General features: G+C 71.2%; 28 protein-coding genes and 2 pseudogenes. 9 read left to right on the top strand and 21 right to left on the bottom strand.

The annotated features are described in order from the left end of the window. Window positions 1-17 precede the first annotated feature (17 nt). Window positions 18-848: a hypothetical protein gene (locus KOI47_RS08935; RefSeq protein WP_232376630.1), complete on the top strand. Its 831-nt coding sequence runs from the start codon at window positions 18-20 to the stop codon at window positions 846-848. Here KOI47_RS08935 and KOI47_RS08930 read toward each other — a convergent pair. The 10 genes from KOI47_RS08930 to clpS form a co-directional block, all read right to left on the bottom strand. Further along, window positions 845-1,612: an MBL fold metallo-hydrolase gene (locus KOI47_RS08930; protein WP_216215519.1), complete on the bottom strand. Its 768-nt coding sequence runs from the start codon at window positions 1,610-1,612 to the stop codon at window positions 845-847. The two genes, KOI47_RS08935 and KOI47_RS08930, sit on opposite strands and share 4 nt — an antisense overlap. Window positions 1,613-1,642: 30 nt before the next feature. Beyond that, complete coding sequence (gene murI / locus KOI47_RS08925; protein ID WP_216215518.1) at window positions 1,643-2,446, bottom strand: glutamate racemase; 804 nt, start codon at window positions 2,444-2,446, stop codon at window positions 1,643-1,645. Then, on the bottom strand, window positions 2,443-3,117 hold the full coding sequence (locus tag KOI47_RS08920; RefSeq protein WP_216215517.1) for a rhomboid family intramembrane serine protease: 675 nt from the start codon (window positions 3,115-3,117) through the stop codon (window positions 2,443-2,445). The genes murI and KOI47_RS08920 overlap by 4 nt, the downstream gene beginning before the upstream one ends. A gap of 170 nt (window positions 3,118-3,287) precedes the next feature. Next, window positions 3,288-4,061: an aspartate/glutamate racemase family protein gene (locus tag KOI47_RS08915; protein ID WP_216215516.1), complete on the bottom strand. Its 774-nt coding sequence runs from the start codon at window positions 4,059-4,061 to the stop codon at window positions 3,288-3,290. A 12-nt stretch (window positions 4,062-4,073) separates the two neighbouring features. Beyond that, on the bottom strand, window positions 4,074-5,024 hold the full coding sequence (locus KOI47_RS08910) for a PLP-dependent cysteine synthase family protein (RefSeq protein WP_216215515.1): 951 nt from the start codon (window positions 5,022-5,024) through the stop codon (window positions 4,074-4,076). A gap of 4 nt (window positions 5,025-5,028) precedes the next feature. Beyond that, a complete protein-coding gene (locus tag KOI47_RS08905; protein ID WP_216215514.1) occupies window positions 5,029-5,307 on the bottom strand; it encodes a MoaD/ThiS family protein in 279 nt (92 codons plus the stop codon). A gap of 79 nt (window positions 5,308-5,386) precedes the next feature. Then, the gene (locus KOI47_RS08900) at window positions 5,387-5,839 is read right to left on the bottom strand and encodes a Mov34/MPN/PAD-1 family protein (RefSeq protein WP_216215513.1); all 453 of its coding nucleotides are present in this window, start codon (window positions 5,837-5,839) and stop codon (window positions 5,387-5,389) included. Between the two features lie 52 nt (window positions 5,840-5,891). After that, a complete protein-coding gene (locus tag KOI47_RS08895; protein WP_216215512.1) occupies window positions 5,892-6,905 on the bottom strand; it encodes a P1 family peptidase in 1,014 nt (337 codons plus the stop codon). A gap of 21 nt (window positions 6,906-6,926) precedes the next feature. Next, window positions 6,927-7,484, bottom strand: coding sequence for a DUF2017 domain-containing protein (locus KOI47_RS08890; protein WP_216215511.1), 558 nt, complete (start codon window positions 7,482-7,484; stop codon window positions 6,927-6,929). Further along, window positions 7,481-7,765 carry an ATP-dependent Clp protease adapter ClpS gene (gene clpS / locus KOI47_RS08885; RefSeq protein ID WP_216215510.1) on the bottom strand — a complete coding sequence of 95 codons (285 nt, stop codon included), beginning with the start codon at window positions 7,763-7,765 and terminating at the stop codon, window positions 7,481-7,483. Before clpS ends, KOI47_RS08890 begins: the two co-directional genes overlap by 4 nt. Before the next feature lie 81 nt (window positions 7,766-7,846). Between clpS and KOI47_RS08880 the strand changes: the two genes are divergently transcribed. Both KOI47_RS08880 and KOI47_RS08875 read left to right on the top strand, forming a co-directional pair. Beyond that, window positions 7,847-9,139: a nicotinate phosphoribosyltransferase gene (locus KOI47_RS08880; RefSeq protein ID WP_216215509.1), complete on the top strand. Its 1,293-nt coding sequence runs from the start codon at window positions 7,847-7,849 to the stop codon at window positions 9,137-9,139. 15 nt (window positions 9,140-9,154) lie between these two features. Next, window positions 9,155-9,735: pseudogene (locus tag KOI47_RS08875) on the top strand (nicotinamidase). Window positions 9,736-9,963: 228 nt separating this feature from the next. Here KOI47_RS08875 and KOI47_RS36240 read toward each other — a convergent pair. Next, window positions 9,964-10,419, bottom strand: a pseudogene (locus KOI47_RS36240) (choice-of-anchor P family protein); the annotation flags it as partial. Between the two features lie 347 nt (window positions 10,420-10,766). Here KOI47_RS36240 and KOI47_RS08860 point away from each other — a divergent pair. The 3 genes from KOI47_RS08860 to KOI47_RS08850 are packed head-to-tail and all read left to right on the top strand — an operon-like array spanning window position 10,767 to window position 13,879. Further along, a complete protein-coding gene (locus KOI47_RS08860; protein WP_216215506.1) occupies window positions 10,767-11,357 on the top strand; it encodes a biotin transporter BioY in 591 nt (196 codons plus the stop codon). A 50-nt stretch (window positions 11,358-11,407) separates the two neighbouring features. Then, the gene (locus KOI47_RS08855; RefSeq protein ID WP_216215505.1) at window positions 11,408-13,471 is read left to right on the top strand and encodes an ATP-dependent DNA helicase; all 2,064 of its coding nucleotides are present in this window, start codon (window positions 11,408-11,410) and stop codon (window positions 13,469-13,471) included. A gap of 60 nt (window positions 13,472-13,531) precedes the next feature. After that, entirely contained in the window at window positions 13,532-13,879 is a 348-nt protein-coding gene (locus KOI47_RS08850) for a hypothetical protein (RefSeq protein ID WP_216215504.1), read from the top strand. Here KOI47_RS08850 and KOI47_RS08845 read toward each other — a convergent pair. The 3 genes from KOI47_RS08845 to ctaD are packed head-to-tail and all read right to left on the bottom strand — an operon-like array spanning window position 13,843 to window position 17,644. Then, a complete protein-coding gene (locus KOI47_RS08845) occupies window positions 13,843-14,637 on the bottom strand; it encodes a peptidyl-tRNA hydrolase (RefSeq protein ID WP_216215503.1) in 795 nt (264 codons plus the stop codon). The two genes, KOI47_RS08850 and KOI47_RS08845, sit on opposite strands and share 37 nt — an antisense overlap. Then, window positions 14,634-15,863 carry a phosphoserine phosphatase SerB gene (gene serB, locus KOI47_RS08840; RefSeq protein WP_216215502.1) on the bottom strand — a complete coding sequence of 410 codons (1,230 nt, stop codon included), beginning with the start codon at window positions 15,861-15,863 and terminating at the stop codon, window positions 14,634-14,636. The genes KOI47_RS08845 and serB overlap by 4 nt, the downstream gene beginning before the upstream one ends. Continuing rightward, on the bottom strand, window positions 15,860-17,644 hold the full coding sequence (gene ctaD / locus KOI47_RS08835; protein WP_216215501.1) for an aa3-type cytochrome oxidase subunit I: 1,785 nt from the start codon (window positions 17,642-17,644) through the stop codon (window positions 15,860-15,862). Before ctaD ends, serB begins: the two co-directional genes overlap by 4 nt. Before the next feature lie 145 nt (window positions 17,645-17,789). Between ctaD and KOI47_RS08830 the strand changes: the two genes are divergently transcribed. Then, window positions 17,790-18,626, top strand: coding sequence for an aminoglycoside phosphotransferase family protein (locus KOI47_RS08830; RefSeq protein ID WP_216215500.1), 837 nt, complete (start codon window positions 17,790-17,792; stop codon window positions 18,624-18,626). A 26-nt stretch (window positions 18,627-18,652) separates the two neighbouring features. On the opposite strand, the gene KOI47_RS08825 is transcribed toward KOI47_RS08830, so the two are convergent. Continuing rightward, window positions 18,653-19,408 (bottom strand): alpha/beta fold hydrolase, encoded by a 756-nt coding sequence (locus tag KOI47_RS08825; RefSeq protein ID WP_216215499.1) that lies wholly within the window; start codon window positions 19,406-19,408, stop codon window positions 18,653-18,655. Between the two features lie 40 nt (window positions 19,409-19,448). Here KOI47_RS08825 and KOI47_RS08820 point away from each other — a divergent pair, with 40 nt between their 5' ends. Beyond that, the gene (locus tag KOI47_RS08820) at window positions 19,449-19,967 is read left to right on the top strand and encodes a GNAT family N-acetyltransferase (RefSeq protein WP_332461449.1); all 519 of its coding nucleotides are present in this window, start codon (window positions 19,449-19,451) and stop codon (window positions 19,965-19,967) included. Here KOI47_RS08820 and KOI47_RS08815 read toward each other — a convergent pair whose 3' ends face one another. Both KOI47_RS08815 and KOI47_RS08810 read right to left on the bottom strand, forming a co-directional pair. Further along, window positions 19,968-20,267 carry a hypothetical protein gene (locus tag KOI47_RS08815; RefSeq protein WP_216215498.1) on the bottom strand — a complete coding sequence of 100 codons (300 nt, stop codon included), beginning with the start codon at window positions 20,265-20,267 and terminating at the stop codon, window positions 19,968-19,970. Window positions 20,268-20,301: 34 nt separating this feature from the next. After that, a complete protein-coding gene (locus KOI47_RS08810) occupies window positions 20,302-21,444 on the bottom strand; it encodes an alkaline phosphatase family protein (RefSeq protein ID WP_216215497.1) in 1,143 nt (380 codons plus the stop codon). Between the two features lie 43 nt (window positions 21,445-21,487). Here KOI47_RS08810 and KOI47_RS08805 point away from each other — a divergent pair, with 43 nt between their 5' ends. Then, window positions 21,488-21,694 (top strand): FmdB family zinc ribbon protein, encoded by a 207-nt coding sequence (locus tag KOI47_RS08805; RefSeq protein ID WP_216215496.1) that lies wholly within the window; start codon window positions 21,488-21,490, stop codon window positions 21,692-21,694. Here the strand turns inward: KOI47_RS08805 and KOI47_RS08800 are convergent. The 4 genes from KOI47_RS08800 to dhaL all read right to left on the bottom strand — a co-directional run bounded on the left by KOI47_RS08800 (window position 21,691) and on the right by dhaL (window position 25,935). Next, window positions 21,691-23,475, bottom strand: a complete 1,785-nt coding sequence (locus KOI47_RS08800; RefSeq protein ID WP_216215495.1) for a 3-hydroxyacyl-CoA dehydrogenase family protein — start codon at window positions 23,473-23,475, stop codon at window positions 21,691-21,693. The two genes, KOI47_RS08805 and KOI47_RS08800, sit on opposite strands and share 4 nt — an antisense overlap. Window positions 23,476-23,603: 128 nt before the next feature. Further along, window positions 23,604-24,590, bottom strand: a complete 987-nt coding sequence (locus tag KOI47_RS08795; protein ID WP_216215494.1) for a hypothetical protein — start codon at window positions 24,588-24,590, stop codon at window positions 23,604-23,606. 38 nt (window positions 24,591-24,628) lie between these two features. Continuing rightward, window positions 24,629-25,309, bottom strand: a complete 681-nt coding sequence (gene dhaM, locus KOI47_RS08790; RefSeq protein ID WP_216215493.1) for a dihydroxyacetone kinase phosphoryl donor subunit DhaM — start codon at window positions 25,307-25,309, stop codon at window positions 24,629-24,631. Continuing rightward, window positions 25,306-25,935 (bottom strand): dihydroxyacetone kinase subunit DhaL, encoded by a 630-nt coding sequence (dhaL, locus tag KOI47_RS08785; protein WP_216215492.1) that lies wholly within the window; start codon window positions 25,933-25,935, stop codon window positions 25,306-25,308. Before dhaL ends, dhaM begins: the two co-directional genes overlap by 4 nt. Between the last annotated feature and the right edge of the window lies 1 nt (window position 25,936).

Below are 25,936 nucleotides of genomic sequence, written 5' to 3'. Positions count from 1 at the left end.
CTTTCGAAGGAGGTCAGATGACTCGCATGCGGTCCGCCGTCGCCACGGCGTTGATCACCGCCCTGTGCCTCGCCGGTGCACCGGCCGTCACCTCGGCGGCCGAGCACCGCGGCCCCGCCGACTGCGCGGCCGCGCTCGACTGCACGGCCGAGGAGATCAACCTGATGTCGATGTCGCAGCGGCTGGAGTTCGTCCAGCTGATGTCCAGCGGACCCGCCGCGGAGGTCGTCCCCGGCTATGCCCCGCGCTGGGGCAACATCGAGGGCATCATCGACTTCTTCCGGGACAACGGTATGGGCGCGCCGGGCACCTGGGTATCCTATGTGGACGCCGGGATCGTCGAGGGCATCGAGCGCGGGATCGCCATCGCGCTCGGCCGCGGCGAGGACACCTTCGGCAACCCCGGCTCGCAGCTGTGGGCGAACTACCTGACCCGGCTGGCCGGCGGCGAGCTGCGCAACCGCTCCGCGCACGACCGCGCCTGGAGCGAGGCCGAGCAGGCCTCAACCGAGCACGGCGTTGCCCTCGCCGAGGAGGTGCACGGGCAGACCGCGACCGCGGTGGAACAGCGGTTCTTCGCCTTCTCCGAGTTCTACCGGTGGACGCTGCGCAACCGGCCGATGCTGCTGGACATCCTCTCCCCGCCGGTCGAGCCCGGTGAGCAGGAGCAGCTCACCTTCCTGGACTGGTTCACCGACGTCACCAATCCCACACCCAGCCGCAAGGGTGCCGAACTGGCCTACGACCTCGCCGAGTTCGACCTGCCCGGCGGCACCACCAGCATGCTGCTGCTGTTCAAGGCGTACTTCGACGAGCTGTGGGACGACTACCTGGCCGACCGCGTCTAGACCTCGTAGACGGCGCCCTGCTCGGCCACCAGCGCGCCGGGGAACTCCGCCTCGGCCTCGGCAAGCACCGCGGCCGGGTCGGTCCACGGGGCGATATGGGTCAGCAGCAACCGCTGGGCGCCTGCCAGCCTGGCCAGCTCGCCCGCCTGCCTGCCGGAGAGATGCACCCCCGGCGGCCGGGCGGGCGAGTCCGTCCAGGACGCCTCGGCAAGCAGCAGGTCCACATCCCTGGCCAGGTCCTCGACCGCGGCGCACGGACCGGTGTCGCCGGTGTAGGCCAGGGTCCGGCCGCCATGGCTGATCCGGACCCCGAATGCCTCCGTCGGATGATCCATCGGGAAGCAGGTCACCTCGAACGGCCCGATCGTCCTGGCCGTGGTGGAGAGCGGGTGGAACTCGTACACGTCGGACAGATCGGTCTCCTGCCGCTCCGACTCGTGCGGCGCGTAGGCGTTGGCCAGCCGTGCCGGCGTCTCCGCGGGGCCGTACACCGGCAACCTGCGCGGGCGCCGGTCGTACGGCGCGGCCGGATGGTAGCGGCGCAGCACGGTCAGCGCGCTGAAGTCGGCGCAATGATCCGGGTGCAGATGCGAGAGGAGCAGCGCATCCAGCTCGAACGGATCCCGCAGGGCCTGCAGTTCGGCCAGGGTGCCGTTGCCGAGCTCGAGGCCGAGCAGGAATCCGTCCGCCTCAACCAGGTAACCCGATGCCGCCGCATGCGGGCCCGGAATGCTGCCCGCACAGCCGAGAATGGTCAGTCGCACGCCCGACACCCTATGCGCCGGAACAAGTCCTCACCCGGCAACGGGAGCCAGCACACCCGGCGCGAAGCCCATGAACCGCCGGGCGAGCCGGGTGAACGGTTCGGGCGAACCGGTCGCCACGAACTCGTGCTGGGGCTGAATGTCCCGGTCGGACAGCAGATCCCGCTCGGTGAGCACCCGCACGACGTCCTTCGCGGTCTCCTCCGCACTGGAGACCAACGTCACGTCCTGGCCCATGACGATCTGCAGCACACCGGTGAGCAACGGGTAGTGCGTGCAGCCGAGCACGAGGGTGTCCACCTCCGCCCGTAGCAGCGGTTCGAGGTAGCCCTGCGCCAGGCCGAGCACCTGCCGCCCGGAGGTGATCCCGCGCTCCACGAAGTCCACGAACCGGGGGCAGGCCACGGTACTCACCCACACGTCCCTGGCCGCGGCGAAGGCGTCGTCGTAGGCCCGGGATCGCACCGTGCCCTCGGTGCCGATCACCCCGATCCGCCCGGAGTGGGTCGCCGCGACCGCCCTGCGCACGGCGGGTAGCACCACCTCGATCACCGGCACGTCGTAGCGCTCCCGCGCGTCCCGCAGGCAGGCGGCCGAGGCCGTGTTGCAGGCGATCACCAGCGCCTTCACCCCGTCCGCCACCAGCCCGTCCAGCGCGGACAGCGCCAGTTCGCGGACCCGAGCAATGGGCAGCGGGCCGTAGGGGTTGTGCGCGGTGTCCCCGACGTAGCGCAGCCGCTCGGCGGGCAGCTGCTCGAGCAGGGCGCGGGCCACCGTCAGGCCGCCGACGCCGGAGTCGAACACGCCGATCGGGGCATCCGGGCTTGGGCTCACGCCCCGAGATTACCGGGCGCGGGCGGGCCACCCGCCTGCTTGCGCCCCCTGGCGCGGTCCGCCCTTGCCACCAGCCAGGCGGCGAGGACACCGGCCAGCGCCCCGAACAGGTGGCCCTGCCAGGAGATCCCCGGGTTGCCAGGCAGCAGGCCCCAGAGCATGCCGCCCCAGAGGAACAGCAGTACCGCGGCCACGATCAGCTGCCCGGCGCTGCGGTTGAAGATCCCGCGCACCAGCAGGAAGGCCAGCCAGCCGAAGGCGAGGCCGGACGCACCCACCGTGTAGGCGTCCGCCGGCCCCAGCAGCCACACGCCGAGCCCACCCACGATCCAGATGGTTGCGGTCACCACGGCCCACCGCGCCAGCCCGCTGGCCATCGCCAGGAAGCCGAACACCAGCACCGGCACCGTGTTGCTGAGCAGGTGGCCCCAGCCCGCGTGCAGCAGCGGCGCCCACACGATGCCGTCCAGGCCGGACAGCGTGCGGGCCATGATGCCGCCGTGGTCGAGCTCGGCCGGGATGATCACATCCGCCAGCTCGACCAGGTACAGCAGGGCGGTGAAGGCCACCGCCACGATGGCCGCCGCCTTGGTGTTGGCCGGCAGGACACGCTTGGTGGACTCCTCGGCCGGCTTCCCGGAAGGTGCTGGTTGCGCTGGCGGGTAACTCACACCACCAGGCTACGAGCCTGCCGGCGACCCTGCCTCGGGAGAAAACCCTGAGATCAGCGTCTGAGAGCCGCTGGGACCTGCGGTGACGGCAGGAGGAACGCGCTCGGCGCAGCCCACGGGCGGCGAGGCGGGGCGCCTGACCTGCGGAGGTGACGACCGTGACCGGAGTCCTAGCCTCGCCGAGCCGATCGTGTCGCGCGTTTCCAAACAGGCACTGAGATCACTCGCCCGCCCGGTGCGGGCGGCAGTGGCGCCCTGCCCAGGGCATAACCCGCGGCGGCCTCGACGTGCAGCCGGGTGGTCGGGAAGGTGGGCACCGGGCTGTCCTGCGGCCCGACCAGCAGCTCGATCTCGGTGCAGCCGTAGATCATGCCCTGCGCACCAGCCGCCACCAGCCTGGCCATCACCTCGCGGTAGGCCTGCCGGGACTCCTCGGTGACCACCCCGAGCACCAGTTCCTGGTAGATGATCCGGTGCACCCGCTCACGATCCTCCGGTTCGGGGACCAGCACCTCGAGGCCGTGCGCGGCGAGCCGGTCGCGATAGAACGGCTGCGCCATGGTGAACCCGGTACCGAGCAGACCGACCCGCCGCAGGCCCGCCCGGATGATCGAGTCGGCACAGGCATCGGCCAGGTGCAGCAGCGGGATGTCCAGGCCCTCGGCGAGCAGGTCGGCGACCTTGTGCATGGTGTTCGTGCACAGCACCAGCACCTCGGCCCCGGCCCGCCGCAGCGCGGTGCCCGCCGCGAGCAGCGCCTGCCCCGCGTCCTCCCACCTTTCCTCGGCCTGCATCCGCTCGATCTCGGCGAAGTCAACCGAGTAGAGCACGCAGCGCGCCGAGTGGAAGCCGCCGAGCGTATCCCGTACGGACTCGTTCAGCAGCCGGTAGTACTCAGCCGAGGACTCCCAGCTCATCCCGCCCAGCAGGCCGATGGTCTTCACCCGGCCAGCCAATCAGGCCCAGAGCTGGCCGTCCAGCCGCTCGGCGGCCTCGTCGAGGGAGCCGCTGTAGGCGCCGGTGGAAAGGTACTTCCAGCCCGCGTCGGCGACCACGAACGCCACATCGGCCTGCTCGCCCTTGGCCGCGGCCTTCTCGGCGACGGCCAGCGCGGCGTGCAGCACCGCGCCGGTGGAGATGCCGGCGAAGATGCCCTCGTGCTCCAGCAGCTCGCGGGTGCGCCGCAGGGCGTCGTAGGCGCCGACCGAGTAGCGGCCGGTGAGCACGTCCGGGTCGTACAGCTCGGGTACGAAGCCCTCGTCCAGGTTGCGCAGGCCGTACACCAGCTCGCCGTAGCGCGGCTCGGCCGCGACGATCTGCACCCCCGGCTTGTTCTCGTGCAGGTACCTGCCGACCCCGACCAGGGTGCCGGTGGTGCCGAGACCGCCGACGAAGTGGGTCACGGTCGGCAGGTCCTTGAGCAGTTCGGGGCCGGTCCCCGAGTAGTGCGCCTCGATGTTGGCCGGGTTGCCGTACTGGTAGAGCAGCACCCAGTCCGGGTTGGCCTCGGCCAGCTCCTTGGCCCTGCGCACGGCCTCGTTGGATCCGCCAGCGGCCGGGGAGAACACGATCCGGGCGCCGTAGGCCTGCAGCAACTGCCTGCGCTCGGCCGAGGTGTTCTCCGGCATCACGCACACCAGGCCGTAGCCCTTGAGCTTGGCGGCCATGGCCAGCGAGATGCCGGTGTTGCCCGAGGTCGGCTCCAGGATGGTGGCGCCGCGGTACAACCTGCCCTCACGCTCGGCGGCCTCGATCATGGCCAGCGCGGGCCGGTCCTTGATCGAGCCGGTCGGGTTGCGGTCCTCCAGCTTGGCCCAGAGCCGGACCCCGTCGGTCGGCGACAGCCGGGGCAGGCCGATCAGCGGCGTACCCCCGAGCGCGTCGAGCAGCGACTCGTAGCGAGCCATTTCGTCAGCGCGCGCCGCCGGCGACCGCGGGAAGGATGGTCAGCGTGTCGCCGTCCTTCACCTCGGCCGCGAGGCCACCGGCGAACCGGACGTCCTCGTCGTTCACGTAGACGTTCACGAACCGGTGCAGCTTCTCGTCCTTGACCAGGCGGTCCTTGAGGCCACCGTGCCGGGCCTCGATGTCGTCGATGACCTCCAGCACGGTGCTGCCGGACGCCTCGACGGACTTCTCACCCCCGGTGTGCGTACGCAGGATCGTCGGGATGGACACGGTCACGGCCATGGGTTACCTCCGCTTGCGGGTTCTTCTTCGGCAGACGTTCGGGGACGCGCGGATATTCCACCGCTCCGCGCGGCGGGGTTCAGGCGTCGGGGGTGTCGTCGCTTCCGGTATGCGCGAACATGTAGGACTCGACGACCTCGACCGGCTCCTCGGTGACCACTCCGTCGACGATGCGGAACGAGCGGAACTCGTGCTTCTCGGGGTCCCTGGTGGAGACCAGGACGTAGTGCGCGAACGGCTCGGAGGCATAGGACACGTCGGTCCGCGAAGGGTAGGCCTCGGTGGCGGTGTGCGAGTGGTAGATCACCACCGGCACCTCGTCGTTCGCGTCCATCTCGCGGTAGAGCCTGAGCAGGTCACCGGAGTCGAACTCGTAGAATGTGGGCGAACGCGCCGCGTTCAGCATCGGGATGAACCGCTCCGGCCGGTCGCTGCCATCCGGGCCTGCGATCACCCCGCATGCCTCGTCCGGGTGATCCCGGCGGGCATGGGCGACGATCTCGTCGACGAGGTCACGGCGGATCCGAAGCACGCCGCCATCTTACGTGCTGGACAGGGAGTGTCCACACCGTGAGAACAGACACTCAGTCCCCGCCTGCGAACGCCTCCGGCCACAGGTCGCGGTAGGCGGGCAGCCCGGGTACCGCTCTGGCCGTAAGCAGGCCGCGCACCATGGCGCGGGCGAAGGTCCTTGCCGCGGCCGCGCAGAGGGTGTCGAGCGCCGCCGCCCTGGCCACCTCGCCGAACGGCCCTCTGCCCTCCGGCAGTTCCCGGTGCCCGGTGGCCAATGCGAACACCGTGTCGCCGTCGAACATCGAGTGTGCGGGCCGCACCGCGCGGGCCAGCCCGTCCTGGGCGGCGACGGCGAGCCTGCGACACTCCGCCTTGGAAAGGTCCGCGTCCACCGCCACCACCCCGATGGTGGTGTTCAGCACCGTGCCCGTGGTGTCCGGCCGCTCGGCGGGCCGGTCCGGCCATGCCACCCCGAACTCGCCGTCCACCTCGTGGTCGGCGGCGAACGGGCGGCCATCGGTGAACCGGACGGCCTCCCCCGCCGCGTTCACCACCGCCAGCGCGCCGACGGTGAACTCGTTCACCCGCTCGGCGGCGGTGCCCACTCCGCCCTTGAGCGAGCCGACCTGTGCCCCGGCCCCCGCGCCGACCGTGCCCTGTTCGACCGCGCCGTCCGCGGCGGCCGTGCAGGCGGCGTAACCGAACTCGGCGTCCGGCCGGTTGCCCCAGCCACCGCGCGGCAGGTCGAACAGCACCGCCGCGGGCACGATCGGCACCACCTGGTGCGGCTCGGTGCCGACCGGGAGGCCACGGTGCCGCTCGGCGTGCCAGCGCATGACACCGTCGGCGGCGGCAAGACCGTAGGCGCTGCCGCCGGAGAGGCAGACCGCGTTCACCCGCCGCACCAGGTTCTCCGGCTCCAGCAGGTTGGTCTCCCTGGTGCCGGGCGCGCCGCCGCGCTGGTCCACCGCGCCGGTGGCGCCATCCGGCACCAGCACCACGGTGGTGCCGGTGGCCCAGCCGTCACCGAGCCGGTGGTGGTGGCCGACCAGCACCCCTCCGACGTCGGTGATCGCGTTCAGCATCGCGGCACCCAATCGGCCTGGCTAGTCGCTCATCGCCTGTACCAGGCTTTCCTGCACCCAGGTCAGCCAGTGGTACACCCCGAGGTGGGCCGAGCGCGGGTCGTCCTCGGGCAGCTCGTCCGGCATCTCCTCGGTGACGTCCAGCGCGGTGCCCAGCGCGAGCCGGACGTCATTCAGCGCGGACAGCCAGGCGTCGGCCTGCTCGAAGGTCAGCCGCACATCCCCACCATCGGGTGACAGCGTGTTCAGCACGACCGTGGCCACCCCGACCTTGGCCTCGAGCACCTCGGGCTCGTGCAGGGAACGCAGGGCTGCGGCCGAGTCGAGGTCTTCCTTGGCGGGGTTGTCCGGGTCCAGCCGGTGGAAGTCCGGCAGCAGCCGGGACAGCACCGGATCGTTCGGCGACTCCGAGGGGCCGGTCTTGATCCCGGTCAGCTCGGCGAGCTCGTCCTGCGGCGCCTCCTCGGCGCGCGCCCGCAGCATGTCCTCCAGCTGGCTCACCAGCCCGCGCAGCACGGCGGCCTCCTGCTGCTCGAAACCGGCGAGCAACTTGGCGCCCTTACGACGCCAGGTCTTCACGGTTGCTCCATCGTTGCCCACAAGCCGGCCGCGTGCAGCTTGGCGACGTCACCCTCGACCTTCTCCTTGGTGCCGGAGGACACCGTGGCCTTGCCCTTGTGATGCACGTCGAGCATCAGCTTCGTGGCGTGATCCCGGCTGTAGCCGAAGATCTTCTGGAAAACGTACGTCACGTACGACATCAGGTTCACGGGGTCGTTCCAGACGATCGTCTGCCACGGTCTGTCCTCGGCACCCAGTTCGGCACCGAGTGATTGTTCGGCCTCGACAGGCGTGGTCATATCCCCATGGTGTCACGATCGGCCCAACACATGGGACGGCAGGGCCGCCATACCCCGGGATCCGGTGAATAGGCTTGCGGTATGGCAGAGCAGAACGCGAGCACGGCGCTACTCACCGATCACTACGAACTGACCATGTTGAGCAGCGCGCTCGCCGACGGTACCGGCGAGCGCCCGTGCGTGTTCGAGGTGTTCGCCCGCAAGCTGCCCGACGGCAGGCGTTACGGCGTGGTCGCGGGCACCGCACGGGTACTCGACGCGATCGCCGACTTCCGGTTCACCGACGCCGAACTGGCCCAGCTGGAGTCCACCGGGGTGGTGGACGACGCCACCCTGGCCTGGCTGGCCGACTACGAGTTCTCCGGGGAGATCGACGGCTACCCCGAGGGCGAGCTGTACTTCCCCGGATCCCCGATCCTCACCGTGCGTGGCAGCTTCGCCGAGGCCGTGGTGCTGGAGACGATGGTGCTGTCCATCCTGAACCACGACAGCGCGGTGGCCTCGGCCGCGGCGCGGATGTCCAGTGCCGCGCACGGCAGGCCGATCATCGAGATGGGTGGCCGCCGCACGCACGAGTACGCGGCAGTGGCCGCGGCCAGGGCCGCCTACCTGGCCGGGTTCGCCACCACCTCGAACCTGGAGGCCGGGCGCCGGTACGGAATCTCCACCCGGGGCACCGTGGCGCATGCGTTCATCCTGTTGCACGACAACGAGGAGGAGGCCGTCCGGGCGCAGATCGCCAAGATGGGCACCGACACCACCGTGCTGGTGGACACCTACGACATCACCGCGGGCATCGAGACCGCCGTCCGGGTGGCCGGCCCCGAACTCGGCGCGGTGCGGATCGACTCCGGCGATGTCGGGCCGCTGGCCCGCAGGGCGCGCGAGCAACTGGACGCGCTCGGCGCCCGGGATACCCGGATCGTGGTCTCCGGCGACCTGGACGAGCACGCGATCGCGGCGCTGCGCGCGGAACCGGTGGACGCCTACGGGGTCGGCACTTCCGTGGTCACCGGATCGGGTGCGCCGACCGCGGGCATGGTCTACAAACTCGTGGAGGTGGATGGACGGCCGGTGGCCAAGCGCAGCACGCACAAGGAGTCCCGCGGCGGCTGCAAGGCGGCCCTGCGCAGGCACAAGGAGACCGGCACCGCGATCGAGGAAGTCATCCACCCCGCCGGTTCGCCGCCTGCGGCCGGGCAGTACGACCGTCCGGTGCAGATCCCGCTGGTGCGCGGTGGACAAACCGTCGAGGATCTACCCACCCTGGAGGACAGCAGGCAGCGTCTGCGCAAGGCGCTGGTGAGCCTGCCGTGGGAGGGCCTGAAACTGTCCCACGGCGAGCCCGCGATACCGACGGTGTTCACCCAGTGACGTATGGAGGATGAGATGGGTGAGAAAGCACTGATCGTGGTGGACGTGCAGAACGACTTCTGCGAGGGCGGCTCGCTGGCCGTGCGGGGCGGCGCCGAGGTGGCAGGCGCGATCTCCCGCAGGCTCGGGCTCGGACCCGATGGATACGCGCATATCGTGGCCACCAGGGACTATCACATCGACCCCGGCGCGCATTTCAGCGAGGAACCGGACTTCGTGCGGTCCTGGCCGCGGCATTGCGTCGCCGGGACCGCGGGCGCCTCCTTCCACCCGGACCTGGACGTCGCGCCGATCGAGGCGGTGTTCTCCAAGGGCCAGTACAGCGACGGCTACTCCGGCTTCGAGGGGCATACCGAGACCGGCGCGGACCTGGCTGGCTGGCTGCGGGCCCGCGGGGTGGACACGGTGGACGTGGTCGGCATCGCCACCGACCACTGCGTGCGGGCGACCGCGCTGGACGCGGCCCGCGCGGGTTTCACCGTCCGGGTGCTCCTCGACTTCACCGCGGGGTGGCCAAGGATTCCGTGAACACCACCATGGAGGAGCTGCGCGAGGCCGGTGTCGCCCTCGAAGGGGAGCCCAAGGTGGCCGCCTGACTGTAGATCAACAGCCAACGCGTGCGCGTAGGCAGCAAACGCGTGCGCGTGGACGGCAAACACGATGGCACGCCGTGTTTGCCGTCCACGCGCATGCGTTGGCCGTCCACATCCGCGCGTTGGCCGTTCATGAACGCGAGTTGGCCGGTTCCGGGGCAGGCCGAAGGGGTCACAGCTCGCGCTGCCGACGACCAGGCTCCCGCTGGCCGGGCCGCCCTCCGGGAACAGCGTGATGTGCAGGGCGTTGGTGGTCATGCTGCCGTCCGGCGGGTCCGGCACGATCACCTCGTTCACCACGATCTCCGCCATCGGCGGGTCCGCGGGCAGCTTGCCGGGGATGGTGACGGTGTGGTTGACCGGGATGTCGCTCGGCACGGTGAACCCGGAGATGCCGCTCAGCTCCATGTACCCGCTGCTGCCGTTCCCCGTCGTCCGGCAACGGGCGGCGTAGGAGCGCACCTCGATCGTGGGGCCGCCGAACTGGCGCAGTATCTCCGTGCTGAACCGCTGGCCACCCGCCTCGGCCGAGGCGGTGCCCTGCTGGTCCCGGCCGCAGTCGGTCTCACCCCTGCCGTACCGGGTGGTCCGGCTGACCACCGCCACCCCGGCGTTGTTGCGTGGCTGCTCGTCGGCGTCGCACCGGGCGATCGGGCCGGACCGTACCGACTGTCCGCCCACCACCATGTCCACCCTGCCGAGCGAGCCCTCGGCCAGCGCGGTCCACTCCGAGTCCTGCTCCTGGGCCTGTGCCGGTACCGCCAGCCCGCCACCCAGCAGCCCTCCACTCAGCGCCGCCGCCAGCATCGCCCGGTTGATCCTCGACATCACCCGCTCCATTCCCCGTGCCGTACTTACCCGTTGTCGACATCGGCGGCGAGCGGGCCGAGCCTGACCCGCGGCGGGTCACACCACCCGGTCGAGTGGCCAGGCCGGCCACGAGCGAGGTCGTGAGAAAGACGACTTCCGCGGGCCGCGGCGGAGCGGCGCGCACTAGCCTCCGCTGGAGTTTTCGTTTCGCTGGGAGGTCATCCGTGTCTTCGTTGTCCCTTGCCGGCCGCCGCCCGGTCCTCGCCGATCTCGTACCCGGCGCACTGGCCCGCGACCTCGCCCTGGTCGCGGGCGGCGCGGTGGTCACAGGGCTCGCGGCGCAGGTCGTGCTGCCGGTTCCGGGCAGCCCGGTGCCGATGACCGGCCAGACCTTCGCCGCCCTGCTCACCGGGGCCGCGCTGGGCTGGCAGCGTGGCGCCGCCGCGATGCTGCTGTACCTGCTGGCTGGCGCGGCCGGGGTGCCATGGTTCCAGAACGCCAGCTCGGGGCTGTTCGGCGCCAGCGCCGGGTACATCATCGGCTTCGTGTTCGCCGGTGCCCTGGTGGGCGCGCTGGCCGCGCGCGGCGGTGACCGCACCCCGCTGCGCACCGCGGGCACGATGGTGCTCGGCAACCTGGCGATCTACGCCGTCGGCGTGCCCTGGCTGATGGCCTCGGCCTCGCTGGGCCTCGCGGACGGCCTCGCCATGGGCGTGGTTCCGTTCCTGATCGGTGACGCGGTGAAGATCGTGCTCGCCGCCGGCCTGCTGCCGGGAACCTGGAAGCTGGTCGAACGGATCCGTTCGCACCACTGAGCCCACCGCCCGCCCGATTCTGACGGCACCCCCGGGTACCGTTTGGCTTCGTGGCCGAACGCTCCGAGTTACCCAGTGTCCGCGAGCTGCTCACGCATGCGGTGGAGGCCGTCGGCGGCACCGAGCGGGAGGGCCAGATCAACATGGCCGAGGCGGTCGCCCGCGCCGTCCGCACCGGCGAGCATCTCGCCGTGCAGGCGGGAACCGGCACCGGGAAGTCACTGGCCTATCTCGTGCCCGCCATCCGCTACGCGGTGCAGAAGGAGGCGACCGTGGTGGTCTCCACCGCGACGATCGCGCTGCAGCGCCAGCTGGTGGACCGGGACCTGCCGCGGCTGGCCAAGTCGCTGAAGAAACCCCTCGGCAGGGAACCGACCTTCGCCATCCTCAAGGGCAGGCGCAACTACCTGTGCCTGCACAAGCTGGACACCGGCGCCGCCGACGAGCCGGAGGACGAGGGCCTTTTCGACGCCTTCGACGTCTCCAAGATGGGCAAGGAGGTCAAGCGCCTGTACGAATGGTCCTCGGAAACCGAGACCGGGGACCGGGACGAGCTGGTGCCAGGGGTGTCCGAGCGGGCCTGGCGGCAGGTGTCGGTGACCGCGAAGGAATGCCTCGGCGCCGCCCGCTGCCCGATCGGCACCGACTGCTTCGCCGAGCAGGCCAGGGCCGAGGCTGGCCGGGCGGATGTGGTGGTGACCAACCACGCGCTGCTCGCCATCGACGCACTGCAGGGCTACCAGGTGCTGCCCGAGCACGACCTGGTGATCATCGACGAGGCGCACGAGCTGGTCGACCGGGTCACCTCGGTGGCCACCGGCGAGCTGACCAGCGCGATGATCTCCGCGGCCAGCCGCCGCTGCGGCAAGCTCATCGACGCGAGCGTCGCCGACCGGCTGCTGGAGTCGGGCGACGGGCTCGCGCTGGTGCTGGACGACCTCAGCCCCGGCCGGATGGACTCGTTGCCGCAACCGCTCGCCGGTGCCCTGCCCGCGGTCCGGGACGCCGCCCATGCCTGCCTCACCGCGCTCGGCTCCGACCGCAAGGAGGAGGTCGAGGAGGCCACCCAGCGCAAACTGGCCCGTTCGCTGCTGGAGGAGGTGCACGACACCGCGGTCCGCCTGCTGGAGGCATTCGAGGAGGACCAGGCGAACCAGCGGGACGTGGTGTGGCTGAGCAGCGACCAGTTCTCGGCCAACCCCCGGCCGCCCACGCTGCGGGTGGCCCCGCTGGCCGTGGCCGGGCTGCTGCGCGAGCGGGTTTTCGGCGCGAACACCACGGTGCTCACCTCGGCCACCCTGACCCTTGGCGGCACCTTCGACACCCTGGCCCGGCAGTGGGGCCTGCCGCCATCGGCCAAGCAGGCCGAGCGAGCCGAAGGGGAGAAGACACCCGGCACCGCAACGGAGAAGACACCGCCCGCGGACGGGGACGTGATCGAGTGGACCGGCCTGGACGTCGGCTCGCCCTTCGACTACCGCCGCAACGGCATCCTGTACGTGGCCAAGCACCTTCCGCCGCCGGGAAGGGACGGGCTCGGCGAGCCGATGCTGACCGAGCTGACCGAGCTGATCGACGCGGCAGGCGGGCGCACCCTCGGGCTGTTCTCCTCCATGCGCGCGGCCAAGCAGGCGACCGAGGAGCTGCGCGGCCGGATCGACCACCCGATCCTGTGCCAGGGTGAGGATTCCACCTCGCTGCTGGTGCGCAAGTTCGCCGAGGACGAGCACACCTGCCTGTTCGGCACGCTCTCGCTGTGGCAGGGCGTGGATGTGCCGGGGCCCTCGTTGCAACTGGTCGTGGTGGACCGGCTGCCCTTCCCGCGCCCGGACGATCCGGTGTCCTCCGCCCGGCAGCGCGCGGTGGAGGCGCGTGGCGGCAACGGTTTCCTCACCGTCGCCGCCACCCACGCCGCCCTGCTGCTGGCGCAGGGCACTGGCAGGCTGCACCGCACCATGACCGACCGGGGTGTGGTGGCGGTACTGGACTCCCGGCTGGCCACGGCCCGCTACGGCGGTTTCCTGCGAGCCTCGCTGCCGCCGTTCTGGCCCACCACCGACCGCCAGGTCGCCCGGGATGCGCTGCGCAGACTGAACGCCGCCGCCCCCACCTGAGTGACCAGCGGACGGACCGGACTACCGTGGACAAAACGTCAACCCGCAGGGAGAGAACTGTTGTCCCAGGACTCATCCAGCGCCCGGTCCCGGGCGGTCCGCGTCGACGACACCGGGGTACGCCGGCAGCTGGCCGACGGCAGCGAGGAGTCCGTCACCTGGTCGGATCTGTCCGCCGTGGTGATCAGAGTGATTCCGGAGGGGCCGTGGGACGAGGACGTGTTCTTCATGCTGGCAGGTTCGGACGGGGCGGGTACCGCGGTTCCCAGTGGTGACCCGGCGGCCGATGCCCTGCTGGAGCGGTTGCAGATGCTGCCCGGCTTCGACCACGACAAGTTCGTGGAAGCCATGACCACCGATGCCGATGAGGCCTACGTCGTCTGGAAGGCCTCGGACGCCAAGTCCTGACGCGGCCACTGAGCCAGGACGGTGATGGTTCCGGGGGCGATCTCGGTGAAGCCGGCGTCCCGGACGGCCACGACGGACCGTGCACGCCACGCCGCGCCTGCATCGTCCGCCGGGCGCAACCCGGCCCACTCCCCCGCGGTGGGCGTGCGGACGGCGCAGCGGTAGCCCTGGGCGGCCCAGCGGGCGAGCCTGCCGGGGTCCAGCAACGCGGCCAGGATCATGGTGGCGTGCCCGACCTGGGCCGCGGCCTTGCCGACGGTCATGCTGATCCCGGGGTTGAGCCACAGCACCGGCAGCCCCTCCGGCGCGGGGCCCGGCTCGTCGGCAGGCAGCTCGCTGCCGGAGATCTGCAGCCGGGTGACCTCCCTTGGGGTGTCCGCGATCCGCAGCGGCAGCAGGGCGCGGGCCTGCGCGCCGGCCACCTCCACGGTCACCCCTGGCAGTTCCCGCACGGCGTGCCAGTGGGCACCGCGGGCCCGGCGGGCGACCTTGCGGATCCGGCCGTCGATCCAGTGCGTCACCTGCTCGTGCCACTCCCCGCCCGGCGCCGCGCGTTCGTCGAGGCACAGGGCGACGGCCGCGGTGGCCGCCGCCTCCAGCAGCGCGGTGCGGTCCGGTGGGGTGGCCCGCTCGATCCGCAGGATCACCGGCATGGCGCGGACCTGCTCGGCATCCTCGTCCGAGGTGTCGGCCGTATCGGCCGCGGGCAAGTTCAGCCAGGAGGCATAGCGGGCCGCGAGCGGTTCCAGGACCGTCACGGCCGCAGCAGCTGGAGGCCGTCGGCGGAGTCGGCCGCCTCCACCTCGGCGCGGGTGACGCCGAGCACGAACAGCACGGCATCGAGGTAGGGGTGGGACAGCGCGGTGTCGGCGACCTCACGCAGCGCCGGCTTGGCGTTGAACGCCACCCCCATACCCGCCGCGGCGAGCATGTCGATGTCGTTCGCCCCATCGCCGACCGCGACGCACTGGCCGAGCGGGATGTCGTACTCGGCGGCGAACCGGTGCAGCGCCGCGGCCTTGCCCTCGCGGTCCACCACCTCGCCGACCACCCGGCCGGTGAGCTTGCCGTCCACCACCTCGAGGTTGTTCGCGGCCCCGAAGTCGAGACCGAGCTCGTCCACCAGCCGCTCGATGATCTGGGTGAACCCGCCGGAGACCACCCCGCAGTGGAAGCCGAGCCGCTTGAGGGTACGAATCGTGGTGCGGGCGCCAGGGGTGAGTTCCAGTGCGGCGGCGACCTCGTCCAGCGCGGCGGCCGGGACGCCTTCCAGCAGCGCCACCCTGCGTTCCAGTGATTCGGTGAAGTTCAGCTCGCCGCGCATCGCGGCCTCGGTGATCTCCCGGATCTGCGGCTCGACCCCGGCGTGCGCGCCGAGCATCTCGATGACCTCGCCCTGCACCAGGGTGGAGTCCACGTCGAAGACCACCAGCCGCTTGGCCCGCCTGGTCAGCCCGGCGCGTTCCACGGCGACGTCCACACCGACGCTGGAGGCGACATCGGCCAGCACCGAGCGCAGCTCACCGTCGGCGACCAGGGTGTCCTCGGCGACCGAGACGTAGACCTCCAGCCCGGTCACCGGGTAGTCGGCCACGCTGCGGATCGCGTCGATGTTCGCGTCCAGGGCGGCCAGCCTGCGCGCGACCTCGGTGAACGCCCGCGCGGTCACCGGGCGGCCGAGCACCACCACCACGTGGCTGGAGCCCTGGGTGCCCTGCGCGTACGGGTCATCACCGATGGCGTCCCCGATCCGCACCTCGACCTGCATCGAGACGGTGGCCATGGCCTGCTCGACGGCCTCCTGCAGGCCCTCGGCGTCGGTCTCCACCGCCACCAGCACGCCGAGCACCAGGTGGCCACGGATGACCACCTGCTCGACGTCCAGCACCTCGACGCCCTGCCGGGCGAGTGCCGCGAAGAGTACCGAGGAGACGCCTGGCTTGTCCGGACCCGTGGTCGTGATCAGTACCGGCGTGCTGCTCACTGTTCGCTCGCGTTGTCCTTGTCGTGCCTGCCGGGGACCGCGGCCTCGGTGAGTACCTCCGATGGCGCGCTCTTGGCCGCGGGATGCGGCACGGCCTTACCGGTGAAGCTGATGTGCCCCTCGGAATGCAGCCGCTCGACCATATGCGGGTAGTGCAGCTCGAAGGCCGGCCGCTCGGACCGGATCCGCGGCAACTCGGTGAAGTTGTGCCGCGGCGGCGGGCAGGAGGTGGCCCACTCCAGCGAGTTGCCGTAACCCCAGGGATCGTCCACGGTCACGATCTCGCCGTAGCGGTAGCTCTTGAACACGTTCCAGATGAAGGGCAGCGTGGATGCGCCGAGGATGTAGGCGCCGATCGTGGAGATCGTGTTCAGCGTGGTGAACCCGTCACTGATCAGGTAGTCGGCGTAGCGCCGCGGCATGCCCTCGTTACCCAGCCAGTGCTGGACGAGGAAGGTGCCGTGGAACCCGATGAACGTGGTCCAGAAGTGCAGCTTGCCCAGTGGTTCGTCCATCATCCGGCCGGTGATCTTGGGGAACCAGAAGTAGATCCCGGCGAAGGTGGCGAACACGATCGTCCCGTAGAGCACGTAGTGGAAGTGCGCCACCACGAAATAGCTGTCCGAGACGTGGAAGTCGATGGCGGGCGCGGCCAGCAGGATGCCGGACAGACCGCCGAAGAGGAAGGTCACGATGAAGCCGATGGAGAACAGCATCGGCGTCTCGAAGGACAGCTGCCCCTTCCACATGGTGCCGATCCAGTTGAAGAACTTCACCCCGGTTGGCACCGCGATCAGGAAGGTCATGAAGGAGAAGAACGGCAGCAGTACGGCACCGGTGGCGTACATGTGGTGCGCCCACACCGCGACCGACAGGGCGGCGATGGCCAGCGTCGCCCAGACCAGGCTCTTGTACCCGAAGATCGGCTTGCGGCTGAACACCGGGAAGATCTCGGACACGATGCCGAAGAACGGCAGCGCGACGATGTAGACCTCGGGGTGGCCGAAGAACCAGAACAGGTGCTGCCACAGGATCACCCCGCCATTGGCAGGGTCGAACACATGCGCCCCGAGATGCCGGTCCGCCAGCAGGCCCATCAGCGCGGCGGTGAGGATCGGGAAGGCCAGCAGCACCAGCACGCTGGTGATCAGGATGTTCCAGGTGAAGATCGGCATCCGCCACATGGTCATCCCGGGTCCGCGCAGGCAGACCACGGTGGTGATCATGTTGACCGCACCGAGGATCGTGCCGAGACCGGAGACCACCAGGCCGGAGATCCACAGGTCGGCGCCGACTCCTGGCGAGTGGATCGCATCCGAGAGCGGGGTGTAGGCGAACCAGCCGAAGTCGGCCGCGCCACCTGGGGTGAGGAAGCCGGAGACCACGATCAGGCCGCCGAACAGGTACAGCCAGTAGGAGAAGGCGTTCAGCCGGGGGAAGGCCACATCCGGTGAACCGATCTGCAACGGCAGGATGAAGTTCGCGAACCCGAACAGGATCGGGGTCGCGTACAGCAGCAGCATGATCGTGCCGTGCATGGTGAACAGCTGGTTGTACTGCTCCGCGGAAAGGAACTGCTGCCCGGGGCGGGCCAGCTCGGTGCGGATCAGCATCGCCATCGCGCCGCCCGCCATGAAGAAGGCGAACGACGTGACCAGGTACATGATGCCGATCTGCTTGTGGTCCGTCGTGCGGAACAACCGCAGCAGGTACGAACCCTTCACCGACTCGCGCGTCGGATACGGACGCGTGGCAATCGGCTGGGGGGCTACGGCCGTCACTCCTGCCTCCTGCTGTCAACTTTGTGGTGGTCACCGTTCGGCGTGGTCCAGCAGCCTGCGGGCGGGGGCGCCAACGCCGGCGGCTCAAGGGGGATCGTATCCCGCACCCCTCCCGCGGGTGCGCACAGGCTGGCAAGATCACCCCGTGGCCGAGGGATACGTGGCGCGGGCGGTGGCCGCGGCCGTGGCGGTGGGCGCCCGGTTCGGGCTGCCGGCGGATACCCCCGAGGTGCTGGCCGAACGGTCGAACGTGCTGGTGAGACTCGGTCCGGTGGTCGCGAGGGTGCCCGCGACCACGCTGCTGACCCGGCCCGACGCCGCGGCCTGGCTGGCCCGTGATGTGGCGCTGGCCGCATTCCTCGCCGGGCGTGGCGCCCCGGTGGTGCCCCCGTCCACCGACCCACCCGCCGGGCCGCACCACGCGGGCGACCTGCCGGTGACCTTGTGGCGATATGTAGCGCATGTCACGTCCTACCGGCCTGCTCCGGCCGAGGTCGCGGGCAGCCTGGCCGAACTGCACGAGTGCCTGCGCGAGTATCCCGGTGAGCTGCCGACCGGCGGGCCACTGGCCGAGGTACACCGGATGCTCGGCCTCCTGACCGGGGAGCTGGGCCCGGCCGCGGAACCGTTGCGGGAGCGGGCACACAGGCTGGCCGGGGAGCTCCCGGCCGGGCAGGTGCAGGCGCTGCACGGGGACGCCCATCCCGGCAACCTGCTCAGCACGCCGGCGGGCCCGCGCTGGATCGACTTCGAGGACTGCTGGCGCGGTCCGCTCGGCTGGGACCTCGCCACGCTGGCCACGACCACCCGAATGGACGGCGCCGCGGCACTTGCCGCCTACCCCGGCGCGCCGGGGCGGGATGAGCTGGCGCCGTTCGTCGAGCTGCGGCGGCTGTTCGGGGTGTGCTGGCGGTTCGTGATCGCCCGGCGCTTCCCCGGCCGGCTACCCGAAGCGCAAGCAGCACTGGCGGAATACCTCTAGACCCACCCGCCACCGCCAGGTGTGGGTTAGCAGTGGGTGCGGTACCAGGCGGTGATCGCCTCGGTCACCGCGGCGGGCTCCTCCAGCGGGCTCAGGTGCCCGGCGCGCGGCACCTCCACCAGTTCGGCCGCGGGCAGCGCCTCAGCCATGGCCCTGGCCTGCTCCGGTGGGGTGATCCCGTCCTCCTGGCCGACCAGCACCAGCGCGGGCACGCCCGCGGCCCGCAGCGCCTCGGTGGAGTCCGGCCGGGCGGCCATCGCCCGCTGCGCCCAGGCGACCCCGGCGGGCGGCTGGGACTCGATCTGGTCCCGCACGGTCTCCACGATGTCCGGGCGCCGGTAGCGGGTGCCGACCGAGAGCAGCTTGGGCAGCATGGCGGTGGCCAGCCAGCCGGTCTGTTCCTCGGCCTCGGCCCGGTCTGCGACGGAAAGCCGGTTCGCGGCCGCCTCCGGAGTGTCCGCGCCGGCCTTGGTGTCGATCAGCACCAGCCCGCCGATCCGCTCCGGGGCCGCGCGCAGCACCGCCATGGTGAGGTAGCCGCCCATCGAGCAGCCGCCGAGCACCACCCGGTCCAGCTCCAGTTTGTCCAGCATGGCCAGCACGTCCAGGGCGGCGTCGTCCAGGCTCGGCGCGCGGTCGGTCTCCGGCAGCCTGGTCCGGCCGAGGCCGCGCTGGTCGGGGGTGATCAACCGGGTGTGCTCGGCGAGCGGGTCCCGGACCCGGTTCCACATCCGGGAGTCCAGCGGGAAGGCATGCAACAGGACAAGTGGCAGCTTGGTCATACGCCCTATTCTGTTCGACCCCAGGGCTAGTGTCGCCTACGTGATCCACACACTGCGCGATATCCGCACCGAGCGGCTGCTGCTGCGCCGCATCCGCGAGGACGACCTCGCGACCGTCATCGAGATCCAGACCGATCCGGCGACCCACGAGCACGGCGGGCCCCCGCCGAACGAGGAGGAGACCAGGACGATCTTCGCCGAATGGCTGTGGCAATGGACCGAGCACGGGTTCGGGTACTGGATGGTCGAGGAACCGGCCGCTGGCACGGTTGTCGGCCTTGGCGGAGTGCGGTACAAGGAGATCGAGGGCGAGACGGTGCTGAACCTTGCCTACCGGTTCCGGCCCAGCGCCTGGGGCAACGGCTACGCCGTGGAGATGGCGGCCCCGACCGTGGAGTGGTCCGAGCGGGAGATGCCCGAGGCGCCTGTGGTGGTCGTCACAAACCCGAACAACACCCCGGCCCGCAGGGTGGCCGAGAAGCTCGGCTTCCGGCTGCACAAGGAAGGTCCCTACCTCGAGGGCGGCAAGGACGTTCCCGCCGTCTTCTACCGGAAGTGATCAGCGGCGTCGGGTAGGCCCGCGCCGGGTCCGCGCCTGCCAGCAGCCACGGTGCCAGTGCCTGCGTTCCTCGACCGAACCGGTCTCGCCAGCGGGCCAGACCACCACATGCGGCACGCCCGGCCGGATCTCGTGGTCGCAGCCGGGGCAGCGGTAGAACTTCGTTGCCTGCGAACCCGGCACGCTGCGCACCAGCCAGTCCCCGTCCGGCCCGGACTCCGGCCGGGCCCAGCCGGTGGCCGCCCCGACCGCGGAGGGCTGGTCGGGACGGGAGCCTCGGGGCCGGTTACGTCGGGGCACGAGTCCACGGTAACCAGCGTCCGCCCGAACCGGATCAGCCGTAGGCGAGCGCCAGCGGGACCAGCTGCTCGGCACTGGTCAGCGAACCATGCTGGCCGCGCATCGCCGACTCCACCGGCTCGGCCAGCTCGCGCAGCACCCCGGACCGGCCGCGCGCGGCGGCAACCACATCCCCGATCCGGGGCCGCGCATGGTCGGCGACCCGCGGCCCGAACCAGCCCCGCGTGATCGCCTCCTCCCTCGGCAGCACCCACGCCCGCACGCCGAGTGTCTCCTGCCACGCGGCCAGCACATCCCCGGCGGCACCGTCCTCGGTGTACACATGCCGCGCCCTGACCTCGCCGCCGATGGCGCGTACCCCGGCGAGCAGCTCGGGGGTGTCATCCGCGTCCACCGCGGTGTCGTCCAGCGCGACCATGCCGTGATCGGCGACGACCGCGAGCATCGTTCCCGGCCGCAGCCCGGCCACGAGGGACTCCACCAGGCGGTCCACCTGCCGTAGCTGCATCCGCCACTCCGGCGAACCGGGTCCGTACACGTGGCCGAGCATGTCCAGCTCGCTGTGGTAGGCGTAGCAGAAGCTGCCCGGGGCGTCGATCGCGGCCAGCGCCCGCGCGGCGAGGTCGCCAAGCGCATGCACCCCGACGTACCGGCCGCCGCGCAGCACCGCCCTGGTCAGCGCGCTGTGCTTGTACTCGGCTGCGGAGACCACGTGCACCGCCAGCCCGGCGGCCGCGGCAGTGGCGAAGGTGGTGGGCAGCGGCTGTACCTCCTCCGGAACCGCCACCCCGCGCAGGTCCTCCCCGCCGGGATGGCCGCACCAGCGCAGCGCGTTGAGCACCCCGGCCCCGGGGACCTCGAAGGAGTAACCCGCCATCCCGTGCTCCCCCGAGGGCACCCCGGTACCGATCGCGGACAGCCCGGCCACCGTGGTCGCCGGGTAGCCCACCCGCAACGGCCTGCGCCGCAGCCCGGCCAGTACCGGCGCGTCCGCGGCGTGCTGCTCCAGCAGCTCCCAGCCCAGCCCGTCCACCAGCAGCACGCATGCCCCGGTCAGCTCGGGAAACCCGAGCGGGTCGGGGCAGCCGTCCACGCCGAGCGCGGCGAGCGTGGCCGGGACCACCGTGGCGAGATGCGGGATCCGCTCGTCCAGCATGGGCTCGTCCGCTGTGTCCATGCCGCCAGCTTCCCATCCGCGGCACCTCCCGGATAATGGACGCATGCCGACCTACGCCTACCGCTGCCGGGAATGCACCGGCACCTTCGAGCTGAGCAGGCCGATGAGCGAGTCCGGCGCGCCCGCCACCTGCCCGGAGGGGCATCGGGACACGGTCAAGCTGCTCACCACGGTCCCGCTGACCGGCAGCGCCGCGACGCCCGCGCCCGCCGACGGTGGCGGCTGCTGCGGTGGTGGCTGCTGTAACTAGCTCGCGCGCTGGGTGTAGTCCCGGAAACCCTTGCCGGTCTTGCGGCCCAGCCTGCCCGCGGTCACCAGGTGCTCCAGCAGCGGCGCCGGGGCGAACCCGGCCTCGCGGAACTCGTCGTACAGGGTGCGCTGGATCGCCAGCGACACGTCCAGGCCGACCACGTCCAGCAGCTCGAAGGGGCCCATCGGCAGCCCACAGCCGACCTTCATCGCCGTGTCGATGTCCTCGGCCCGCGCGTAGTGCGCCTCCAGCATCTTCACCGCGTCGTTGAGATACGGGAACAGCAGCGCGTTCACGATGAACCCGGCGCGGTCCCCGCACCGGACCGGATGCTTGCCGACCGCGGCGCAGACCGCCCTGCCGGTGGCCAGCACCTCCGGTTCGGTCGCGATCGTGCTCACCACCTCCACCAGCTTCATCACCGGCGCGGGGTTGAAGAAGTGCAGGCCGAGCACGGCACCCGGGCGGGTGGTGGCCGCGGCGCACTCGATCACCGGCAGCGAAGAGGTGGTGGTCGCCAGCACCGCACCGGGTTTGGCCACCTCGTCCAGCGCCGCGAACACCGCCCGTTTCACCGCGAGGTCCTCGGCGACGGCCTCGATCACCAGGTCCGCCTCGGTCAGCCCGGCGAACTCCACCACCGGGGTGATCCGGTTCAGCGTCGCCTCGGCATCCTCGCCGGACATCCGGCCCTTGCTGACCGCCTTGTCCAGGGACTTGCCCACCTTCGCCACCGCGGCCGCCGCCTTCTCCGCGCTCCGGGCCCGTAGCAGCACCGGGTAGCCGCGCCGGGCGAAGACCTCCACGATGCCGGTGGCCATCGTGCCGGTGCCGACCACGCCCACCGTGGCCACTGGCCTGGCCTCACCCTCCGAAGCGGACTCCGTTGCCTGGCCGTCGGCCGTGATGACCGGGGAATCAGGTGCCTCGTAGGTGTAGAAACCCCGGCCGGACTTCCGGCCGAGCAACCCTGCGGTGATCATCTGCTTGAGCAGCGGCGCCGGTGAGTGCAGCCGGTCCCGGGACTGGTGGTACATCGTGTCCAGGATCTCGTATGCGGTGTCCAGCCCGATCAGGTCGAGCAGGGCGAGCGGGCCCATCGGGTAGCCGCAGCCGAGCCGCATCGCCGCGTCCAGGTCCTCCCTGCCTGCGTAGTGCTGCTCGTACATCCGCACGGCGTGGTTGAGGTAGCCGAACAGCAGGGCGTTGGCGATGAACCCGGCCCGGTCGCCGATCACCACCGGGGTCTTGCCGAGGCGTTCCGCGAAGGCGGTGACCTCGGTGACCACCTCCGGCTCGGTGACCACGGTGCGCACCACCTCGATCAGCCGCAGCACCGGGGCCGGGTTGAAGAAGTGCATCCCGACCACCTTGCCGGGACGCGTGGTGTGCACCCCGATCTCGGTGATGGAAAGGGCGGAGGTGTTGGAGGCCAGTACCGTCTCCGGCCCGGTGATCTTGTCCAGCTGGGCGAACACCTCGGCCTTGAGCTCGAGGCTTTCCGGGATCGCCTCCACCACGAGGTCCGCATCGGCGAGTTCGTGCAGCGAGGTGACGTACCGGATCCGGCGCAGCAGCGCGTCCCGCTCCCCCTCGTCCAGCTTGCCCTTGCGCACCGCCCGTTCGGTGGAGCCCTCGATATGCCCTCGGCCACGGGCCGCGCATTCCTCGTTCACCTCGACCCCGGTCACCTCGAGCCCGCTGCGGGCCAGTACCTCCGCGATGCCGGAGCCCATCGTGCCGAGCCCGACGACCCCGACCTTCGTGATCTCCCGTCCCACGGCCGACCTCCACAAGTTACCGGCTAGTAGAACGTCTGATGGTGCCATGTGTGGGCCATGATCACGATCGGTCACCGAACAGAATCGAGTAAGTGACGATCAGCGGACGGTCAAGGCCGCGGAAACACTCACCGCGGTGGTAATGCCGGCCAGGCCAGCTCGGCCAGCTTCCTGCCGACCTCGCACGGGTCGGTGCCGGTTTCGGCCGGGAACAGCGTCCGGACCACGGCGTACTCCCGCTCCCCCTCGATGGCCTGGCTGAACTCGATGTGCTCGGTGCGGATGGTGCACACGCGCAGCGTGTCGGTCCCGGTCGGATCCACCGTGGTGGACCGGCCCGCGATCCGCTCCACGGCGGCGTCGTCGGTCGCCCCCTGCTCCGCGCTGACCACGAAGTCCAGCTGCGCGTTCGGCGTCTCGCCGCCCGGCAGCCCCCAGATGCACTGGTGCTCCGCGGGGAACAGGGTGACCTCCTCCGCGGAGGCGCGGCCGAGCAGCCCGAGCACCTCGTCGGTGGGCAGCGCCGAACAGGCCGAAAGCCGGGCCAGCGAGTTGTGCGGCGGGTCCCAGTGCGGGGCACTGCCTGCCTGCACGGTCTCGAAGATCGCGTCCACCCCTGCCTTGGCGACGGCGCAGATCTGCTCCGCGCTCACCTCGGCGTCCGGTTCCTGGCGCTGGGCGAACACCGAGATCGCGATATCGTCGGCCAGCACAAGGTGCCGCTCGCAGGAACGCTCGTCGGACGCGGTCTCCAGCACCCGCACCCCGCGGGACAGGGTGCCGATCTCCCTGCCCTGGTCCGGCAGCGCGGCAAGCTGGCGCAGCAGCCCGTACTCGACCTCCACATTGTCCTGTCCGATGGTGACCGCAACCAGGCACTCGTCGAAGGACCGGCGGGGCAGCGGGCGGGCCTGCCCGTGTGCCGCGAACGCCGCGGGCCGGGCGAGGCCACAGGGATCGAGCGTGCGCAGATCGCCGAAGGAGGCCACGGTCAGCGGCTGCTCCTCCGGCTCCGGCACGGCACTGCCGGTGACGTCCCCTGCGCATCCACCGAGCACGCCGAGCACACCCACCGCCAGTACCGCGGCTGCCCGCCGCACCCCTCGAGCCGTCATGACCAGCCACCCTAACGGTGTGGCCGGGCGGCCACGGGTCATTCCTCGAAGTCGCGTTCCACCAGGGAGGTGATGCGCTCCAGCGCCTCCTGCGCCTGCCGCCCGCTGGCGAGTACCTCGATCCGGTCGCCCTGCCGAGCGCCGAGCGACATCAGGGCGAGCACGCTGTGCGCGTCCACCTCCGTACCGCCCATCCGGATCCGTACCTGGGCGTCCAGGTCGGCCACGCCCCGTGCCAGCAGCGCGGCCGGGCGGGCGTGCAACCCCACCTCGTTGCGCAGGGTCAGCTCCGCCTGCCGGGTGTCCTGGCCGTCCGGCTCGGCGGGGACCGCGGCCGGCTCGGCGGGCGCTCCGGCCGCGGCGGCGGCCGCCAGCACCTGGTCCCTGGTCGAACCGCCCTGCGCGGCGACCGCCGCGGCCACCGCGCCCTCGACGAACGGCGCGTCGGCGACCACGGCCGTGCCCTCCTCCGGCAGCGACTCCACGGCGAGTTCGGCGGTCATCTGCGCGCTGCCGAGGTCGTAGAGCAGCACTACCCCAGCACCGGAGTCGGCCCGCTGCACGGCGGCGACCACCGAGTCGTAGTCGGTGCCGAGCCCGCCACCCGGCAGGCCGCCCGCGGGCAGCACGGTGACCTCGGGTGCCATCTGCCCGGCGAGCTCGGCGAGTCCTTCCGCCAGTTTCGCGCTGTGCGCGACCAACACCAACGCGACCTTCACCGCGCCGCCCCTGCCATGGCGCGCAGCAGCAGGGCGGTGGACCTGGCACCGGGGTCCAGATGTCCCGCGCTGCGCTCGCCCAGGTAGGAGGCGCGGCCCTTGCGGGCTACCAGCGGCACGGTGGACTCGGCCCCCTTGTCCGCGGCGTCCGCGGCGGCGGAAAGCACCTCGGCGACCCCGCTGCCCGCCTCGGCCGCCCGCTGCGCGGCCTCCACCGCCGGGATCAGCGCGTCCACCATGGTCGCGTCGCCCTGCTCGGCCTTCCCCCGTGCCCGCACCCCGTCCAGGCCGGCGCGCAGAGCCTCGGCCACCCCGGCAGCGTCCAGTTCGGACCGGTCGGCGAGCGCGGTCGCGGCACGCAGAAACCCCGTTCCGTACAACGGTCCCGCCGCACCACCGACCTTGGAGATGAGCGTGGTCGCCGCGACCTTCAGCACCGCGCCCGGCGTCTCCGGCACTGCGGTGTCCAGAGTGGACACGACCGCGGCGAACCCGCGTTGCAGGTTCTCCCCGTGGTCGGCGTCCCCGATCACCCGGTCCAGTTCGACCAGCTCGTCCCGATACTCGGTGACCACTTCGGATGCGGCGCGCAGCGCCCCGGCCACATCGCTTGCCGTGCATCCCATG

Origin of the sequence: Amycolatopsis aidingensis, from assembly GCF_018885265.1 — a bacterium.
GTDB lineage: Bacteria > Actinomycetota > Actinomycetes > Mycobacteriales > Pseudonocardiaceae > Amycolatopsis > Amycolatopsis aidingensis.
Note: the sequence above shows the minus strand (reverse complement) of the source record. Positions and strands in the feature narration are given on the sequence as shown.